At 69.8% G+C, this 15,884-nt stretch carries 14 protein-coding genes; 9 read left to right on the top strand and 5 right to left on the bottom strand.

The window, feature by feature from the left end:
- The first annotated feature begins 28 nt into the window (after nucleotides 1-28).
- Nucleotides 29-1,279 (top strand): pyroglutamyl peptidase, encoded by a 1,251-nt coding sequence (locus tag ACIBLC_RS37845; RefSeq protein WP_399216004.1) that lies wholly within the window; start codon nucleotides 29-31, stop codon nucleotides 1,277-1,279.
- 18 nt (nucleotides 1,280-1,297) lie between these two features.
- Here ACIBLC_RS37845 and ACIBLC_RS37840 read toward each other — a convergent pair whose 3' ends face one another.
- A complete protein-coding gene (locus ACIBLC_RS37840; RefSeq protein WP_399216003.1) occupies nucleotides 1,298-2,110 on the bottom strand; it encodes an EI24 domain-containing protein in 813 nt (270 codons plus the stop codon).
- A gap of 32 nt (nucleotides 2,111-2,142) precedes the next feature.
- Nucleotides 2,143-2,379 carry a hypothetical protein gene (locus ACIBLC_RS37835; protein WP_399216002.1) on the bottom strand — a complete coding sequence of 79 codons (237 nt, stop codon included), beginning with the start codon at nucleotides 2,377-2,379 and terminating at the stop codon, nucleotides 2,143-2,145.
- Between the two features lie 291 nt (nucleotides 2,380-2,670).
- On the opposite strand from ACIBLC_RS37835, the gene ACIBLC_RS37830 reads away from it, so the two are divergent.
- Entirely contained in the window at nucleotides 2,671-5,217 is a 2,547-nt protein-coding gene (locus ACIBLC_RS37830) for a M14 family zinc carboxypeptidase (protein WP_399216001.1), read from the top strand.
- A gap of 99 nt (nucleotides 5,218-5,316) precedes the next feature.
- Here the strand turns inward: ACIBLC_RS37830 and ACIBLC_RS37825 are convergent, their stop codons facing one another.
- A complete protein-coding gene (locus ACIBLC_RS37825) occupies nucleotides 5,317-5,736 on the bottom strand; it encodes an organic hydroperoxide resistance protein (RefSeq protein ID WP_399216000.1) in 420 nt (139 codons plus the stop codon).
- Between the two features lie 104 nt (nucleotides 5,737-5,840).
- Nucleotides 5,841-6,863, bottom strand: coding sequence for an NADP-dependent oxidoreductase (locus tag ACIBLC_RS37820; protein WP_399215999.1), 1,023 nt, complete (start codon nucleotides 6,861-6,863; stop codon nucleotides 5,841-5,843).
- A 91-nt stretch (nucleotides 6,864-6,954) separates the two neighbouring features.
- On the opposite strand from ACIBLC_RS37820, the gene ACIBLC_RS37815 reads away from it, so the two are divergent.
- Complete coding sequence (locus tag ACIBLC_RS37815) at nucleotides 6,955-7,389, top strand: MarR family winged helix-turn-helix transcriptional regulator (RefSeq protein WP_399215998.1); 435 nt, start codon at nucleotides 6,955-6,957, stop codon at nucleotides 7,387-7,389.
- Between the two features lie 128 nt (nucleotides 7,390-7,517).
- On the opposite strand, the gene ACIBLC_RS37810 is transcribed toward ACIBLC_RS37815, so the two are convergent.
- Nucleotides 7,518-8,201 carry a hypothetical protein gene (locus tag ACIBLC_RS37810; RefSeq protein ID WP_399215997.1) on the bottom strand — a complete coding sequence of 228 codons (684 nt, stop codon included), beginning with the start codon at nucleotides 8,199-8,201 and terminating at the stop codon, nucleotides 7,518-7,520.
- A 265-nt stretch (nucleotides 8,202-8,466) separates the two neighbouring features.
- Here ACIBLC_RS37810 and ACIBLC_RS37805 point away from each other — a divergent pair, with 265 nt between their 5' ends.
- The 6 genes from ACIBLC_RS37805 (at nucleotide 8,467) to mmsB (ending at nucleotide 15,850) form a co-directional block, all read left to right on the top strand.
- Nucleotides 8,467-9,624, top strand: coding sequence for a mandelate racemase/muconate lactonizing enzyme family protein (locus ACIBLC_RS37805; RefSeq protein ID WP_399215996.1), 1,158 nt, complete (start codon nucleotides 8,467-8,469; stop codon nucleotides 9,622-9,624).
- Nucleotides 9,621-10,625 (top strand): zinc-binding dehydrogenase, encoded by a 1,005-nt coding sequence (locus tag ACIBLC_RS37800; RefSeq protein WP_399215994.1) that lies wholly within the window; start codon nucleotides 9,621-9,623, stop codon nucleotides 10,623-10,625. Before ACIBLC_RS37805 ends, ACIBLC_RS37800 begins: the two co-directional genes overlap by 4 nt.
- Nucleotides 10,626-10,784: 159 nt before the next feature.
- A complete protein-coding gene (locus ACIBLC_RS37795; RefSeq protein ID WP_399215993.1) occupies nucleotides 10,785-11,753 on the top strand; it encodes a hypothetical protein in 969 nt (322 codons plus the stop codon).
- 143 nt (nucleotides 11,754-11,896) lie between these two features.
- Nucleotides 11,897-13,009 carry a multiple monosaccharide ABC transporter substrate-binding protein gene (chvE, locus tag ACIBLC_RS37790; protein WP_399215992.1) on the top strand — a complete coding sequence of 371 codons (1,113 nt, stop codon included), beginning with the start codon at nucleotides 11,897-11,899 and terminating at the stop codon, nucleotides 13,007-13,009.
- Nucleotides 13,010-13,055: 46 nt separating this feature from the next.
- Nucleotides 13,056-14,606 carry a multiple monosaccharide ABC transporter ATP-binding protein gene (gene mmsA, locus ACIBLC_RS37785; protein WP_399215991.1) on the top strand — a complete coding sequence of 517 codons (1,551 nt, stop codon included), beginning with the start codon at nucleotides 13,056-13,058 and terminating at the stop codon, nucleotides 14,604-14,606.
- Complete coding sequence (gene mmsB / locus ACIBLC_RS37780) at nucleotides 14,603-15,850, top strand: multiple monosaccharide ABC transporter permease (RefSeq protein ID WP_399215990.1); 1,248 nt, start codon at nucleotides 14,603-14,605, stop codon at nucleotides 15,848-15,850. Before mmsA ends, mmsB begins: the two co-directional genes overlap by 4 nt.
- The last annotated feature ends 34 nt before the right edge of the window (nucleotides 15,851-15,884 follow it).

Below are 15,884 nucleotides of genomic sequence, written 5' to 3'. Positions count from 1 at the left end.
CCCACGGCGGCGGAAGGCCAGAACTCCCTTGAATCACATACGTACTCGGATCGGCGTACTCGGACTGGCCCTGGCGGCGGGTCTGTCGGCGGCGCCCACCGCGTCCGCCGGCCCCTCCAGCGCCGAGCCCCCCACCGTGGAGGAGCTGCGGCTCGACAGGGCCGCGCCCCAGGAGATCCTGCGGCGGTCCGGATTCGACACCGTGGCACCGCGGTTCGCCCGGGCGCTGGCGAAGGCCGACTCGTACGCGCAGGCCGAGCGGGCCGCCGTACAGCAGGGTGCGCGGTTGTGGCGGCGGGCCGTGGACCGGGCGCAGGGCCGGGGTCCGGCGGGCGGGGATCTGAGCCGGGACGACGACCGGCCGCTGTACTGGGCGCGGCTCGGTATGACACGCGAAGTACGCGCGTGGGAGCCGGAGTTCAGGCTCAGCGAAGCTCAACGGAACAATCTGCTGGCCAGGTTGGAGGTGTCCTCACGCGGTCAGGACGCCATTCACTATCCGCGGGCCAAGGGCGTGAAGCGGATCCTGGTGACCGGATTCGACCCGTTCACGCTGGACCGTGACGTCCGGATCTCCAACCCGTCCGGAGCCAGTGCCCTCGCCCTGGACGGCACGACGATCCGGACCGCGGACGGTCCTGCTCGGGTGGAGACCGCCGTGTTCCCGGTCCGCTGGGAGGACTTCGCCGAGGGCACGGTGGAGCGGACGCTGCGGTCGAAGCTGCCCCGCGTGGACCTGTTCACGACCATCAGCCAGGGCCGGGTGGGCCGCTTCGACGTGGAGCGGACCAACGGGGCCTGGCGCGGCGGCTTCCCGGACAACCGGAATCTCTCGGTCACTGGGACCGTGCCGGTCACCCACCCGGCCTCACAGCCGCAGTGGACGTCGACGACCCTTCCGTACGCGGAGATCGTGGCCGCGAACACGGGCCGCTTCCCGGTGTACGACAACACGTCGGTGACCGAGATCCCGGCGGGCGGCACCACCGCGGTCGTACGTCCGGACGGCCCGACTCCCGGTTCGACGGCTCGTGCCGGGGGCGGCGGGAACTACCTCTCCAACGAGATCGCGTACCGCGCGACGCTGCTGCGCGACCGGCTCGGTCTGCACGACGCCCTGCCGGGCGGGCATGTGCACACGCCCGTGCTCCAGTTCGGCACGGACAACACGGACCCGGCGACCGGGGTGGTCACCGACGCCGAGTTCGTACGGAACCGGCTGGACATCATCGCCCAGGTGCGGGCGATCCTGACGGTGGCGGTGGAGTCGGGTTCCTGACGGGTGGCGGGGCGGCGGTCAGGCCGTGGGCGCCGGCCGCTGGTGGTTCGCGGCCTTCTTGCCCTTGCCCCGGTCGCCGTCAGTCGTCTCCTCGCCCAGCAGGTCGCGGGCCATCAGGGTGGCGCCCGCGACGGCGCCGGGCATCAGGAAGACGGCGACGAACGGGACCAGGAAGGAGACGGCCAGCGGGGTACCGAAGCCCCAGATCAGCCGCTTTCGGCCGCGGAGCAGGGTGAGGCGGCGGCGGAGGTCGACGCGACGGCGTTGCATGGCCACCGCCGTCAGCTCCTCGGTCAGGAAGAAGCCGGTGACGAAGAGGCCGATCACCGGGACCGCCGTCTGGCCGACGAACGGGATGAAGCCGCAGGCGAAGAGCAGGATGCCCCACAGAGCCGCCCTGACGACGATACGGAGGCTGTCGCGGCCCGAGATCCACAGCTCCCGCCACATCGGCAGGCCCGACTCGGGTGCCGTGCCGTCCGGGGAGACGTCCCGGTCGACCTTCTCCGAGAGGTTCTCGTAGAAGGGCTGGCCGATGAGGAGGGTGACCGCCGTGAAGGTGACGACGGAGAGGAGGAGGGCGAGGGCGAACAGCACGGCGGTGAGGAGGCCGCGGAAGCCGCCCTGCCAGGGGCTGGACCAGTCGTCCGCGAACGGGGTGGCCCAGCCGACGAAGTCATCGGCGTATATCCCCAGGGCGACGAGGGACGCCGCGTACACCACGAGGGTGATCAGTCCCGGGAGCAGGCCGAAGCCGTACTGCTTCCCGTGCCTGGCCACCCATCGCTGGCCCTGTATCAAGTAGTTGAAGCCCACCCCGAAGTCACGCATGGGGGAACCTTAGCCGCGTTCTCCCGGGGCCTTCACGCGTCCGTCGCGGTCAGCCACTTCCCGATGCCGGCCATCGCGGCGGGGCCGCCGTCCGAGCCGGCGCTCCGGACCGGGTCGGCGATCGCACGGTGCGCGGTGCGGGACTGGGCGCCGGGATGGCCGACGGGCCGCGCCTGCGGATCTCGGTGCGGGCGAAGGCGGGGCGGGCCCGTCGCCGCCTTCGACCACGTCGAGCCCGTCGACCCCTTCGACCACGTCAACCACGTCAACCACCGTCATCGAGGCGGGCTCCCGGGCGAGCGCAGCCGCCCGCCTCGCCCCGCACCGACCGCACCAGCCCGGCGCGTGAGAGCGCCCGCGACCGCTGGGCCAGACAGCTCGCCGAGACGTCGTGCGGCTCCGCAGGCCGGGTCGCGGCGCGGATGACGTACGCCACGGTGCGCCCCGCGGCGTGCGTGGCGGGAACGCCCTCTTGTTGCGGGAGAGTCGAACAGGTACACCTCGCCGTACCGACCACCGGCCCTGTACCGATCCCGGGCATCACTCAGGAGGTACGACGCGTGCGCCTACCGAGACCCGTCCTGACCGCCACCGTCGTCGTCACGGCGACCGGCTCGCTCCTGCTCGCCCCGCACAGCGCCACCGCGGACCGCAATCCACCGGTGCGCGAGGGCTCCGCCCAGGACGGTGACGCGGGGAGCGGCGCCGCCAGGAACTCCGCGAGCGCCGCCCGCAACGCCCTCGCCACCCCCGTCACCGACCTCTCGGGCACGACCGCCGGCTATCCCCGTGAGCAGGTCCTCACCCCCGACCCGGAGAACCCGGCCGACAGGTCCGTCAAGCTCGGCCTCACCCCGTACCACGCGATCGCCCCGAAGCTGAACGCCCTCCAACGGCTCGGCGACCGGGTCAGTGTGGAGATCGCGGGCGAGTCGGCCGGCGGCCACCGGCTCTATCTCGTCACCGTCACCGCGCCCGAGTCCGCCCGCGAGACCCGCGCCCAGGAACGGATGCGTGAGCTCATCGAGAACGCGCCGCGGGCGGCGGCCAAGGACCCTGCCGTGAAGAAGACGTACAAGACGCCCGTCTTCTTCAACAACAACATCCACGGCAACGAGTGGGAGGGCACGGACGCCGCCCTCGGAGCCGTCGAGCGGCTCGCGACGGCCAAGGACGCCAGGACCGCCGACCTCCTCGCCCACAGCCGGCTGTACTTCAACATCACCGCGAACCCGGACGGCCGGATCGCCGGAACCCGGGCCAACGCCAACGGCTTCGACCTGAACCGGGACTTCGTCACCGCCTCGCAGCCCGAGTCCCGGGCGATCCGCCAGATCGGCATCGACAAGCAGCCCGCGGTCATGGTCGACCTGCACGGCTACGTCAACGGCACGCTGATCGAGCCGACGACCCCGCCTCACGGCGAGAACTACGAGTACGACCTCTTCCTCAAGAACACCTACGCCAACGCGCTGGGCATGGAGGCCGCCGTCAACGGCCTCGGCTACACGCCCGCCGAGGACGGTGTGGAGCCCGCGCAGATCCCCTTCCGCGACCAGGAGGAGGGCTGGGACGACTGGCCGCCGATCTTCACGCCGCAGTACGCGGCGTTCCACGGCACGGTCGCCGCGCACACCGTGGAGATCCCGTTGCAGGTGAACAACGCGGCCTACGAGTCGCTGCCGGTCGAGGAGTTGAGGCGGCGCGCCGCCGTCAACGTCGATGTCGCGGGCGCGGCCATCCGCGCGACCCTCGACTTCGCCCGGACGCACCGGACTTCACTCGTCGCCGACCAGATCGAGGTCTTCCGGCGCGGCGCGGAGGGGGCCGCGCAGGTACCGGTCTCCGCCGAGACGGTCCCCGGCGTCCCGGGCATCGGGCCCGAGGACGTCTACACGACCGAGTTCCCGCGCGCGTACGTCATTCCGGCGGGCGCGACGCAGCGCTCCGCGACCGCCGCGGCCCGTCTGGTGGACCACCTGCTCGCCAACGACGTCCGCGTCACCCGCGCGACCGACCGCTTCCGGCTCGCGGGACGGTCGTACCCGAAGGGCAGTTACGTCGTCGACCTGCGTCAGCCCAAGCGCGGCATGGCCAACGTGCTGCTGGCGGACGGGACGGACATCAGCGGCAAGGTGTCGGTCATGTACGACATCTCGGGGTGGAGCCTGGGCCGGCTGTGGGGCGCGACGGTCACGCCCGTGCGCGGCGGCACCGGTCTGGCGGCGGTCCCGCGGCGCACGGTCCACGCGGCCACCGATGTCGGTTACGTCGCGCCGCGCGGCGACCTGCGGCTCCGGCTCGACGACCCGCAGGAGATCGCGGCCCTCAACTCCCTTCTGAAGCAGGGGGTTTCGGTACGGCAGGCAGCCGACGGCAGCGCGCTCGTACCGGGCTCGGCCCGGGCGAGGGCCGTCGCTCTCGCCCGCGTGTACGACGTCGTCTTCGACGCGACGAAGGCGAACGCGACCGGCGGTACTCCCCTGCGCCTCACGCGAGTTGCCGCCGCCGTCACCCCGGGCGAGCTGTTCGCGCTGCGCGAGATGAACTTCGACGTGGTCCCGGTGTCGACGGCGATCCTCAACGCGGGCTTCGACTGGTCGGCGGCCGATGTGCTGTTCGCGTCGTCGGGGCTCAGCCACGCGGGTCTCAACGCGTCCGCACGGGCCGCTCTCGGCGCCTTTCTGGGCACCCACGGCCTGGTGGGGCGCGGAGCCACCGGCGCGGCGCTCAACGCGGCCACAGGGCTGCTCGCCGTACGGCCGGTGGCGGCCGACGGGGACGCCAACGGCGTTGTACGTGTGGTGAATTCGGGCGTGGTGACCGCGGGCGCCCCCGACCACAGCTTCGTCTACGCCCCGCTCTGGTTCACCGGTCTCGGCCCCGGGGTGCGCGTGGAACAGTCGTACGCGAACGGCAACCCGCTCGTCTCCGGGCACTGGCGTCCGCTGGCCGACGGCACGGCCGGGCCCACGGCGGCCGCGGGTCGGGCCTCCGTCGTCAGCGGCCCGCACGCGGTCCTGTTCGGCACCGAGCCGCTCTTCCGCGACCATCCCAAGGGTGAATTCCCGCAGGTGGCAAGGGCGTTGCTGGCACTGGCCCACTAGCGGGGTCCCTACGACAGAGGCGGCACCCCACGTCCTCGGGGTGCCGCCTCCGCCATGTGCGACGACTGTCGCCGGACCTCAGACCTCAGACCTCAGACCTCAGACGAGCGTCACGGTGATGTTGCCGCGCGTCGCCTTCGAGTACGGGCAGACCTGGTGGGCCTTCTCGAGCAGCGCCTGAGCCGTCGCCGCGTCCACGTTCGGGATGGCGGCGGAGATCTCGACGATGAGCCCGAACCCGTCCTCGTTCTTGCCTATGCCGACCTTCGCGGTGACGGTCGAGCCGGAGATGTCGGCCTTCTCCTGACGGGCGACGACGCCGAGCGCGCCCTGGAAGCAGGCGCTGTACCCGGCGGCGAAGAACTGCTCGGGGTTGGTGCCGACACCACTGCCGCCCATCTCCTGGGGCGGGTTGAGGACGGCGTCGATCTTGCCGTCATCGGTGGCCACCCGGCCGTCGCGGCCGTTCTCGGCGGTGGCGACGGCGGTGTACAGGACGTCCGACTGCTGAATGGACATACGGTGCGTTCCTCCTCGGTCCGCCGCGACTCGCGCCCGCGATCGCGGCGATTATGGAAAGAAGTTACCGCATGTCGGAAGTTCAGCAGAAGGGCGGGCGAAGGTCAGAGCTTGACGATCATCTTTCCGGTGTTGTCGCCGCGCAGGACCCCGAGGAACGCCTCCAGGTTGTTCTCGATGCCCTCGACGACCGTCTCGCGGTACTTGAGCGCGCCCGAGGCGACCCAGGGGCCGACCTCCTGGACGAACTGCTTCTGGAGGTCGTAGTGGTCGCCGACGAGGAAGCCCTCGATGCGGCCGCGGGTCTGGATCAGGCGGGCGAGGTTCTTCGGGCCGGGGACGGGCTCCGTGCTGTTGTAGACGGAGATCGCGCCGCAGACGGCGATACGGCCGTCCCGGTTGAGCTGACCGATGGCCGCCTCCAGGTGGTCACCGCCGACGTTGTCGAAGTAGACGTCGACGCCGTCGGGAGCGGCCTCGCGGAGCTGCGCGTTCACGGGGCCGTTCTTGTAGTTGAACGCGGCGTCGAAGCCGTACTCCTCGACGAGCAGCTTGACCTTCTCGTCGGAGCCTGCCGAGCCGATGACCCGCGAGGCACCCTTGAGCCTGGCGATCTGGCCGACCTGGCTGCCGACGGCACCGGCGGCGCCCGACACGAACACCGAGTCGCCCTCCTTGAAGGAGGCGGTGCGCAGCAGACCGGCGTACGCGGTGAGGCCGGTCATGCCGAGGACGCCGAGGTACGTGCTCAGCGGCGCGGCCTCCGCGTCCACCTTGACGGCCTGCTTGGCGTCGACCACGGCGTACTCGCGCCAGCCGAAGAAGTGCAGCACGTGGTCGCCGGCCGCGATGCCCTCGGCGTTCGAGGCGACGACCTCGCCGACCGCGCCGCCCTGCATGACCTTGCCCAGCTCGAAGGGGGCGACGTACGACTTGGCGGCGCTCATGCGGCCGCGCATGTACGGGTCGACCGAGACGTACTTGTTCCGCACGAGCACCTGCCCCTCGCCCGGCTGTCCGACCTCGGCCTCGACGAGGGCGAAGTCCTCCGGCTTGGGCCAGCCGACGGGGCGGCTGACGAGGAGCCACTCGCGGCTGACGGCGGGGAGCTGGGGGGTGTCGGTCATGAAATTACGCCTCTCTCAACTACTTCACTAACTGAAACAACCATGCTCCTGAATATTTCATGATGTCAAGTAACCGGTTAGCATTGAGCGCATGGCCACCCAGAAGACACCCCGTATCGACCCGCTGACGCTGGAGGTCGTCGACCTCATCGGCACGGTGGTGGCGCGGTATCACGAGGAGTACGAGGAGGCCGCGGCCGAGCACGCGCTGACGGGGGCGCAGGCGCGGCTGCTGAGCCTGCTGTCGCTGGAGCCGCTGCCGATGCGGCGGCTCGCGCAGAAGCTCAAGTGCGAGCCGTCGAATGTCACCGGGATCGTGGACCGGCTGGAGGCGCGGGGGCTGGTGGAGCGGCGTCCGGATCCCGCGGACCGGCGGGTCAAGCTGGCGGCTGCCACGGAGGAGGGGCGGCGGGTCGCCCGCGGCCTGCGGGATTCGCTCCGCTTCGCCCGGGAGCCGCTCGCGGGGCTGTCCCGGGAGGAGCGGGTGTCTTTGCGGGGGTTGCTTCAACGGATGCTCGCGGCGTAGGTGGGCCGGGGTGGTTTCCTCGCCCCCTCCGCCCCTTCCCGTCCCGTTCCCGGGGGCTGCCGCCCCCAGACCCCCGCATCGCGCTGACGCGCTCGTCCTCAAACGCCGGACGGGCTGAGAATCAGCCCCTACGTGCACCACCACAGGAACTGCGCGCACGTTTCCGAAGGCGAAGGGTCCGGGCTCGGGTCCGCCGAGGTCGGGTCGGCACTCGGGGGCTGGGAGGTGGCGGTGGGCCGGCTCGACGTCGGGGCCGAGGTCGTGACGCCCTGGGTCGAGGGCGCCGACTGCTCCTCCTCGTCGCCCGCGGCGGACTCGGAGGCCGACACGGACGCGGACGGCGAAGGCGACGAGGAGGCCGACGGCGAGCCGGAGGCGGAGGCACCGTCGGACCCCGCCGCATCGTCGATCGCCCGAGCGGTCCGCGCCGGAGTAGCCGCACCACCCTCGGGCGACTCGTCCGCCTTGGAGGCCTGCGGATTGGACCCCGCCCCCTCCACACCGAGCTCGGCGAGACTCAGCCCGCCCGCGGCGAGCAGCAGTCCGGCGCCGGCTATCAGGGCCCCGCGACGCCGCTTCCGGTGCGCGGCGGCCTTCCGGTCCCGCCGCCCGGCCGGCCCGGCGCCGACGCCCCGCCGCCGCCCCCGGGGATGCGCGTCGTCGCCCTCGGGAGACTCACCGACGTCGTCGTCGGCCTCCGGGCGTGACTCGACCGCGTCCGCGTGCTCGCGGACCTTATCGGCTGGTGTGCCGCACCCCGGGCATGCAAGGGCGCCATTGAGGTGCCTGCGGCACGGGTGGCAGTAGTCCATGACGCCGGAAGACTAGGTTCCCCGGACGTCCCGTTCATAGTCACGGCTGTGAATGTTGTGTAGGGAACCGTCCGTTCCGGTGTACCGGATCGGGGACGCCCCCGAACATTCCCCGCCATCGCCGGGCATCCCGCGCCCATCGCGTCGAAACCGTTATGTGTTCGACCCATTGACACCCACGGGGCCGCGTCCTTACTGTCACGCCAGCATTTCGAACGTGTGACGAAATTTCGAACAGAGCCGAAGAGCACAGGGGGCAACTGCCGTGCGCATCACGGGAATCAGCACACACGTGGTCGGGACACCCTGGCGGAACCTGACCTACGTCCAGGTGCACACCGACGAGGGTGTCACCGGAGTCGGCGAAACCCGCATGCTGGGCCATACCGACGCGCTGATCGGCTATCTGCGGGAGGCGGAGGCCAATCACATTCTCGGCTCCGACCCGTTCGCTGTCGAGGACCTCGTCCGGCGGATGAAGTACGGCGACTACGGCCGGGCCGGCGAGATCGTGATGTCCGGTATCGCCGTCATCGAGATGGCGTGCTGGGACATCAAGGGCAAGGCGCTCGGCGTTCCCGTCTGGCAGCTTCTCGGCGGCAAGGTCACCGACAGGGTCAAGGCGTACGCCAACGGCTGGTACACCACGGAGCGGACCCCGGAGGCCTACCACAAGGCCGCGCAGGAGGTCGTCGCACGCGGGTACAAGGCCCTGAAGATCGACCCCTTCGGCACCGGTCACTTCGAGCTCGACCACCAGGCCACCCTCTACTCCGTCTCGCTGATCGAGGCCGTGCGCGACGCGATCGGCCCCGAGACCGAGCTGATGCTGGAGATGCACGGCCGGTTCTCGCCCTCGACCGCCGTCCGGCTCGCCCACGAACTCGCGCCCTTCAAGCCCGCCTGGCTGGAGGAGCCGGTTCCGCCGGAGAACCTCAAGGCCCTGGAGAAGGTCGCCGCCAAGGTGGACATCCCGATCGCCACCGGCGAGCGGATCCACGACCGCGTCGAGTTCCGCGAGCTGTTCGAGAGCCAGGCCGTCGACATCATCCAGCCCGACGTCGGTCACATCGGGGGCATCTGGGAGACCCGGAAGCTGGCCGCGACCGCCGAGGCGCACTACGTCCTCGTCGCGCCGCACAACGTGGGCGGGCCCGTCCTGACCGCCGCCTCCCTCCAAGTCGGCTTCACCTCGCCGAACTTCAAGATCCTGGAGCACTTCAACGACTTCGCGGACGCGGAGATCAAGAAGGTCGTGAAGGGGGCTCCCGAGGTCGTCGACGGCTACTTCCAGCTCTCCGAGGCGCCCGGCCTCGGTGTCGAGCTCGACACCGACGCGGCCGCCGAGTTCCCGCAGCAGCAGGCCCGGTTCGACCTGTGGGCGGACGGCTGGGAGCAGCGCAAGCCGAAGGGCGCGCAGTGAGTACGGCGGTCGTCGTCGCGGCGCCGGGCGAGCACCGGCTGATCCGCCACGAGCCCCGGCAGCCGGACGCGGGCGAGGCGCTGGTGCGCGTGCACGCGGTCGGCATCTGCGGCAGCGACCGCGAGCTCTACCAGGGCAACCGGCCCGAGGGGTACGTCCGTTACCCCCTCACGCCCGGCCACGAATGGTCCGGGACGGTGCAGGCGGCCGGCGCCGGCGTGCCCGCGGCTCTCGTCGGCCGGAAGGTCGTCGGCGAGGGTTTCCGCAACTGCCAGGTCTGCGACCGCTGTCACGCGGGCGAGACCACGCTGTGCACCGCGGGGTACGAGGAGACCGGCTTCACCCAGCCGGGCGCGATGGCCACCACCCTCACCCTCCCCGCCCGCCTTCTCCATGTCCTGCCCGACGACGCGGACTTGACGGCGGCAGCGCTGCTCGAGCCCGCCGCCTGTATCGCGGCCGCCGCGCTCAAGGCCAACGCGCTGCCCGGGGAACGGGTCGCCGTCGTGGGCACGGGGACGCTCGGGATGTTCGCCGTGCAGTTCCTGAAGGCCGGCTCCCCGGCCGAACTGCTGGTCGTCGGCACCCGCCCCGACCGCGCGGCGCTGTCCAGGGACTTCGGCGCCACCGACTTCCGTACCAGGAACCAGGAACTGCCCGACGACTTCGACGTGGTCGTCGAAACCGCCGGGTCGGCGTCCGCCGCGCGCACCGCCGCCTCCCTGCTCAGGCGCGGCGGACGCCTTGTCCTCACGGGTATCCCGGCGCCGGGCGCGGAGGGTCTCGACCCCACCGATCTCGTCGTACGGCAGCTTGAGGTGCACACCGTGTTCGGGGCGCCGCCGGACGCCTGGGCGCACACGGTGCGGGTGTTCGGCGCCGGGCTCCTCAACCCGCTTCCGCTGGTCACCCACGAGCTGGCGCTCGCCGACTTCCCGGAGGCCATCGAGCTGGTGGGGTCCGGCGATCCCAAGGTCGGAAAGGTCCTGCTGCGCCCATGAACCTCGCCCTTCTCCGCCCATGAGCCAGATCCTTCCGCTCCCCTGAGCAGTACGCCGGTGCGGGGTGCCTGACCACTCCGTACCGGCGTACACCCACCGACACGAACCGCGTTCGAGACAACGAACGCACCCCAAGTCAACGAACGCGAAGGACAGCTTGTGACCGACGCCCCGCCTCCGGCAGCCCGTCGACCCGGCGAGCAGGCGCTCGCCGCGCTCGGCCTCGACGCGCCGCCCCTCTCCCCCGCCGACGCCTCACCGCACACCTTCCCGGGAGGCGGCCGCTGGCGCACCGAGGTTCCCTCCGTCGAGGGCCCCGAGGCTCTCGCCGTGGTCCTCAAGGAGTCCTCGCGGCTCGATGTGCCGATCCACCGGATCAGCCAGGGCAGCGGCGTCTGGATGCTGACCGACTCGGAGATCACCGAGATGGTCGAGGCCACCGACGAACACGACATCGAGCTCTGCCTGTTCACCGGGCCGCGCGGCACCTGGGACATCGGCGGCTCGGTGCGCTCCGACTCGCGGGGCGGCGGGCTGCGCGCCCGGGGCCACGACGCGGTCGCCGGATGCGTCGAAGACGCGATCAGGGCAACGGAGTTGGGCGTCAAGTGCCTGCTCGTCGCGGACGAGGGCGTGCTGTGGACGCTGCACAGGGCGCGGGTGGCCGGGATCATCCCGGCCGACACGACCCTCAAGCTCTCGGCGCTGGTGGGCCCCGTCAACCCGGCCTCGTACGCCGTGTACGAACACCTCGGCGCGGACTCCCTCAACGTGCCCAGTGATCTGACGCTCGATCACCTCACCGAGATCCGGCGGGTTTCGGCCGCACCCATGGACATGTACATCGAGGCCCCCGACGACCTCGGCGGGTACGTGCGGATGTACGAGGTCGCCGAGCTCATCCGGCGCGGCGCACCGCTCTATCTGAAGTTCGGTCTGTCCAAGGCGCCCGGGATCTACCCCTACGGGCACCATCTGCGGGACCTGGCCCTGAACACGGCGAGGGAACGGGTGCGGCGCGGCCGGCTCGCTCTGGACCTGCTCGCACGGCACGGGGCCGACGGCGAAATGGCGCCGCTCGGCTCGCGGTTGCCCGGCGCCCTCGTGCGGTTCGAAACGCCCTCATAACGTTCCGGGCCAACCGCTTCACAAAAGACGACGCAGCCGCACACAATCCCACACACCTCTTCTCGGTCCCACTTCGCACCCCCTTCGGGAAACGTCTCCCGCACCGCCAGCCAGAACCGGCCCACACATCAAGGATGATGATCATGCGTAACCGCAGAGCCGCACTCGCCGCCATAGCCGGAGCCGCTTCCCTCGCCCTCACCCTCTCCGCCTGCGGGCAGGACAGTGACGGCGGCAGCGAGGACAAGGGGGGCGACGCCAAGGACGCCACCATCGGGATCTCGATGCCCACCAAGTCCTCCGAGCGCTGGATCGCCGACGGGGCCAACGTCGTCAAGAACCTGGAGTCCAAGGGCTTCAAGACCAAGCTGGTCTTCGGCGAGGACGAGCCGGACCAGCAGGTCTCGCAGATCGAGAACATGATCACGCAGGGCGTGGACGCGCTGATCGTCGCCGCGATCGACAACAAGTCGCTGAACAACGTGCTCCAGCAGGCCGCGGACGCCAAGATCCCGGTGATCTCGTACGACCGTCTGATCCTCGGTACGAAGAACGTCGACTACTACGCGTCTTTCGACAACGAGAAGGTCGGCGAGCTCCAGGGCTCCTACATCGTCGAGCAGCTCGGGCTGAAGGACGGCAGCGAGAAGGGGCCGTTCAACATCGAGCTGTTCGCGGGCTCGAACGACGACAACAACACCCGGTACTTCTTCTCTGGCGCGATGAGCGTCCTACAGCCGTACATCGACGAGGGCAAGCTCGTCGTCAAGTCCGGCCAGACGAAGCTGACCCAGGTCACCACGCTGCGCTGGGACGGCGCGACCGCGCAGCGGCGCATGGACGACATCCTCACCGCCTCGTACAAGAGCGGCAAGGTCGACGCGGTGCTCTCGCCGTACGACGGCATCTCCATCGGCATCATCTCGGCGCTGAAGTCGGACGGTTACGGTTCCGGGAGCAAGCCGCTGCCGATCGTGACCGGCCAGGACGCCGAGGTCGCCTCGGTGAAGTCGATCATCGCGGGCGAGCAGGCGATGACCGTCTACAAGGACACCCGTGAACTGGCCAAGGTGGCCTCGAACATGGTCGACGCGGTGCTCAACGACAAGAAGCCCGAGACCAACGACACCAAGACGTACGACAACGGCGCGAAGGTCGTTCCCGCGTACCTGCTGGTGCCGGTGAGCGTCAACAAGGACAACTACCAGAAGGTCGTCGTCGACTCCGGCTACATCAAGGAGAGCGACCTCAAGTAACCGCCAGGACCGCAGGGACCACTAGCAAGGATAGGAAGGCACGACCATGGCGGGACCCGTCCTGGAAATGCGCTCGATCGTCAAGACCTTTCCCGGCGTCAAGGCGCTGTCGGACGTCACACTGACCGTCCGTCAGGGCGAGGTCCACGCCATCTGCGGGGAGAACGGGGCCGGCAAGTCGACCTTGATGAAGGTCCTCTCCGGCCTCCACCCGCACGGAAGTTACGAGGGAGAAGTCCTCTTCGAGGGAGAGGTCTGCACGTTCAAGGACATCAGGGCCAGCGAGCAGCACGGCATCGTCATCATCCACCAGGAGCTGGCCCTGGTGCCGTACCTCTCCATCGCGGAGAACATCTTCCTCGGCAACGAGCACGCCAAGCGTGGGCTGATCAACTGGAACGAGACCCTGCGGCACGCGTCCCAACTGCTGCGCCGGGTCGGCCTGAACGACCACCCGGAGACCCGTGTCACCGACATCGGCGTGGGCAAGCAGCAGCTCGTGGAGATCGCCAAGGCGCTGTCGAAGAAGGTGAAGCTGCTCATCCTGGATGAGCCGACCGCCGCCCTGAACGACGAGGACAGCGGCAAACTCCTGGATCTCATCCTGGAGTTGAAGAACCAGGGCATCACCTCGATCATCATCTCCCACAAGCTCAACGAGATCCGCAAGGTCGCCGACTCGGTGACCATCCTCCGCGACGGGAAGTCCATCGAGACCCTCGACGTGAAGGCGGCGGAGACCACCGAGGACCGGATCATCAGCGGCATGGTCGGCCGCGACCTCGACCACCGCTTCCCCGACCGCACCCCGTACGAGGGGGAGGTGGGCGCGGCCCCGGCCCTGGAGGTCCGCAACTGGACCGTGCACCATCCGATCGACCAGTCGCGCAAGGTGGTCGACGATGTGTCGATCAACGTCAAGCGCGGCGAGATCGTCGGCATCGCGGGCCTGATGGGCGCCGGGCGCACCGAGCTCGCGATGAGCGTCTTCGGGCGCACCTACGGCCGGTACGCGGGCGGCACGGTTCTGCGGGACGGCAAGGAAATCCGTACGAAGTCCGTGCCCGAGGCGGTCGGGCACGGGATCGCGTACGTCACCGAGGACCGCAAGCACTACGGCCTCAACCTCATCGACACCATCAACCGCAACATCTCGCTCAGTGCCCTGGGCAAGGTCTCCAGGCACGGTGTCGTCGACGAGCACGAGGAGCGGCAGGTCTCCGAGGGCTTCCGCAAGTCCATGAACATCAAGGCGCCGACCGTCTTCGAGCCGGTGGGCAAGCTGTCGGGCGGCAACCAGCAGAAGGTCGTCCTCAGTAAGTGGATCTTCGCGGGACCCGAGGTGCTGATCCTGGACGAGCCGACCCGCGGGATCGACGTGGGCGCCAAGTTCGAGATCTACACGGTGATCGACAAGCTGGCAGCCGAGGGCAAGGCGGTCGTCTTCATCTCCTCCGAGCTGCCCGAACTGCTCGGTATGTGCGACCGCATCTACACCATGGCCGCCGGGCGGCTCACGGGCGAGGTCCCGCGGGCCGAGGCCACGCAGGAAGCGCTGATGCGCCAGATGACCAAGGACAAAGAGGTATCCCGATGAGCACGGATGTGACCGCCAAGTCCCCGGCCCCGGCGCCGCCGGGGAAGTCCGGCGGCTCGGCCACCAGCGGCGGCCTGCTCCAGCTTGTGCTGGACGGTCTGCGCCGCAACATGCGCCAGTACGGCATGCTGATCGCCCTCGGCCTGATCGTGGCGCTGTTCGCCGTGTGGACCGACGGCGACCTGCTGCTGCCGCGCAACGTCTCCAACCTGGTGCTGCAGAACAGCTACATCCTGATCCTCGCGATCGGCATGATGCTGGTGATCATCGCGGGCCACATCGACCTGTCGGTCGGCTCGCTCACGGCGTTCGTGGGCGCGTTCGCGGCCGTGCTGACGGTGCAGCACGACGTGCCGTGGCCGGTCGCGGTGGTGCTGTGCCTGCTGATGGGCGCGGCGGCGGGCGCCGTACAGGGGTTCTTCATCGCGTACGGCGGCATACCGTCGTTCATCGTCACCCTGGCCGGCATGCTGATCTTCCGCGGTCTGACGGAGATCCTGCTGGAGGGCCAGACCCTCGGCCCGTTCCCGGACGGGCTGCAGAAGATGGGCAACGGCTTCCTCCCGGAGGCCGGACCGAACACCAACTACCACAACCTCACGCTGCTGCTCGGCCTCGCCCTGATCGTCTTCGCGGTCCTCCAGGAGGTCCGCGACCGCAAGCGTCAGCAGGAGTTCTCGCTCGAGGTACTGCCCAGGAACATCTTCCTGCTCAAGCTCGTCGCGATCATCGCCGCGATCCTCGTCGTCACGATGCTGCTCGCCAGCTACAAGGGCGCGCCGATCATCCTGCTCGTTCTCGGCGTGCTGGTGGTCGGTTACGGCTATCTCATGCGCAACGCCGTCTTCGGCCGCCACATCTACGCGATCGGCGGCAACCTGCCGGCCGCGAAGCTGTCCGGCGTGCGGGACAAGAAGGTCACCTTCCTGGTCTTCCTGAACATGGGCGCGCTCGCGGCCCTGGCGGGTATGGCGATCGCCGCCCGCCTGAACGCGGCCTCTCCGAAGGCGGGCCTGAACTACGAACTCGAGGCGATCGCCTCGGCGTTCATCGGTGGTGCGTCCATGAGCGGCGGTGTCGGCACCGTCCTCGGCGCGATCATCGGCGGTCTCGTCCTCGGCGTGCTGAACAACGGCATGAACCTCCTCAGCGTCGGCTCCGACTGGCAGCAGGTCATCAAGGGCATGGCCCTCCTGGCAGCGGTCGGCTTCGACGTGTGGAACAAACGCAAGGTCGGTTCGTAAGTCCTGTCCTACGGGGGTCCGCTCGGGCCCCCGT

Origin of the sequence: Streptomyces sp. NPDC050535 (genome assembly GCF_044457665.1) — a bacterium.
Lineage (GTDB): Bacteria > Actinomycetota > Actinomycetes > Streptomycetales > Streptomycetaceae > Streptomyces.
This window is presented reverse-complemented; position numbering and strand designations above follow the sequence as displayed.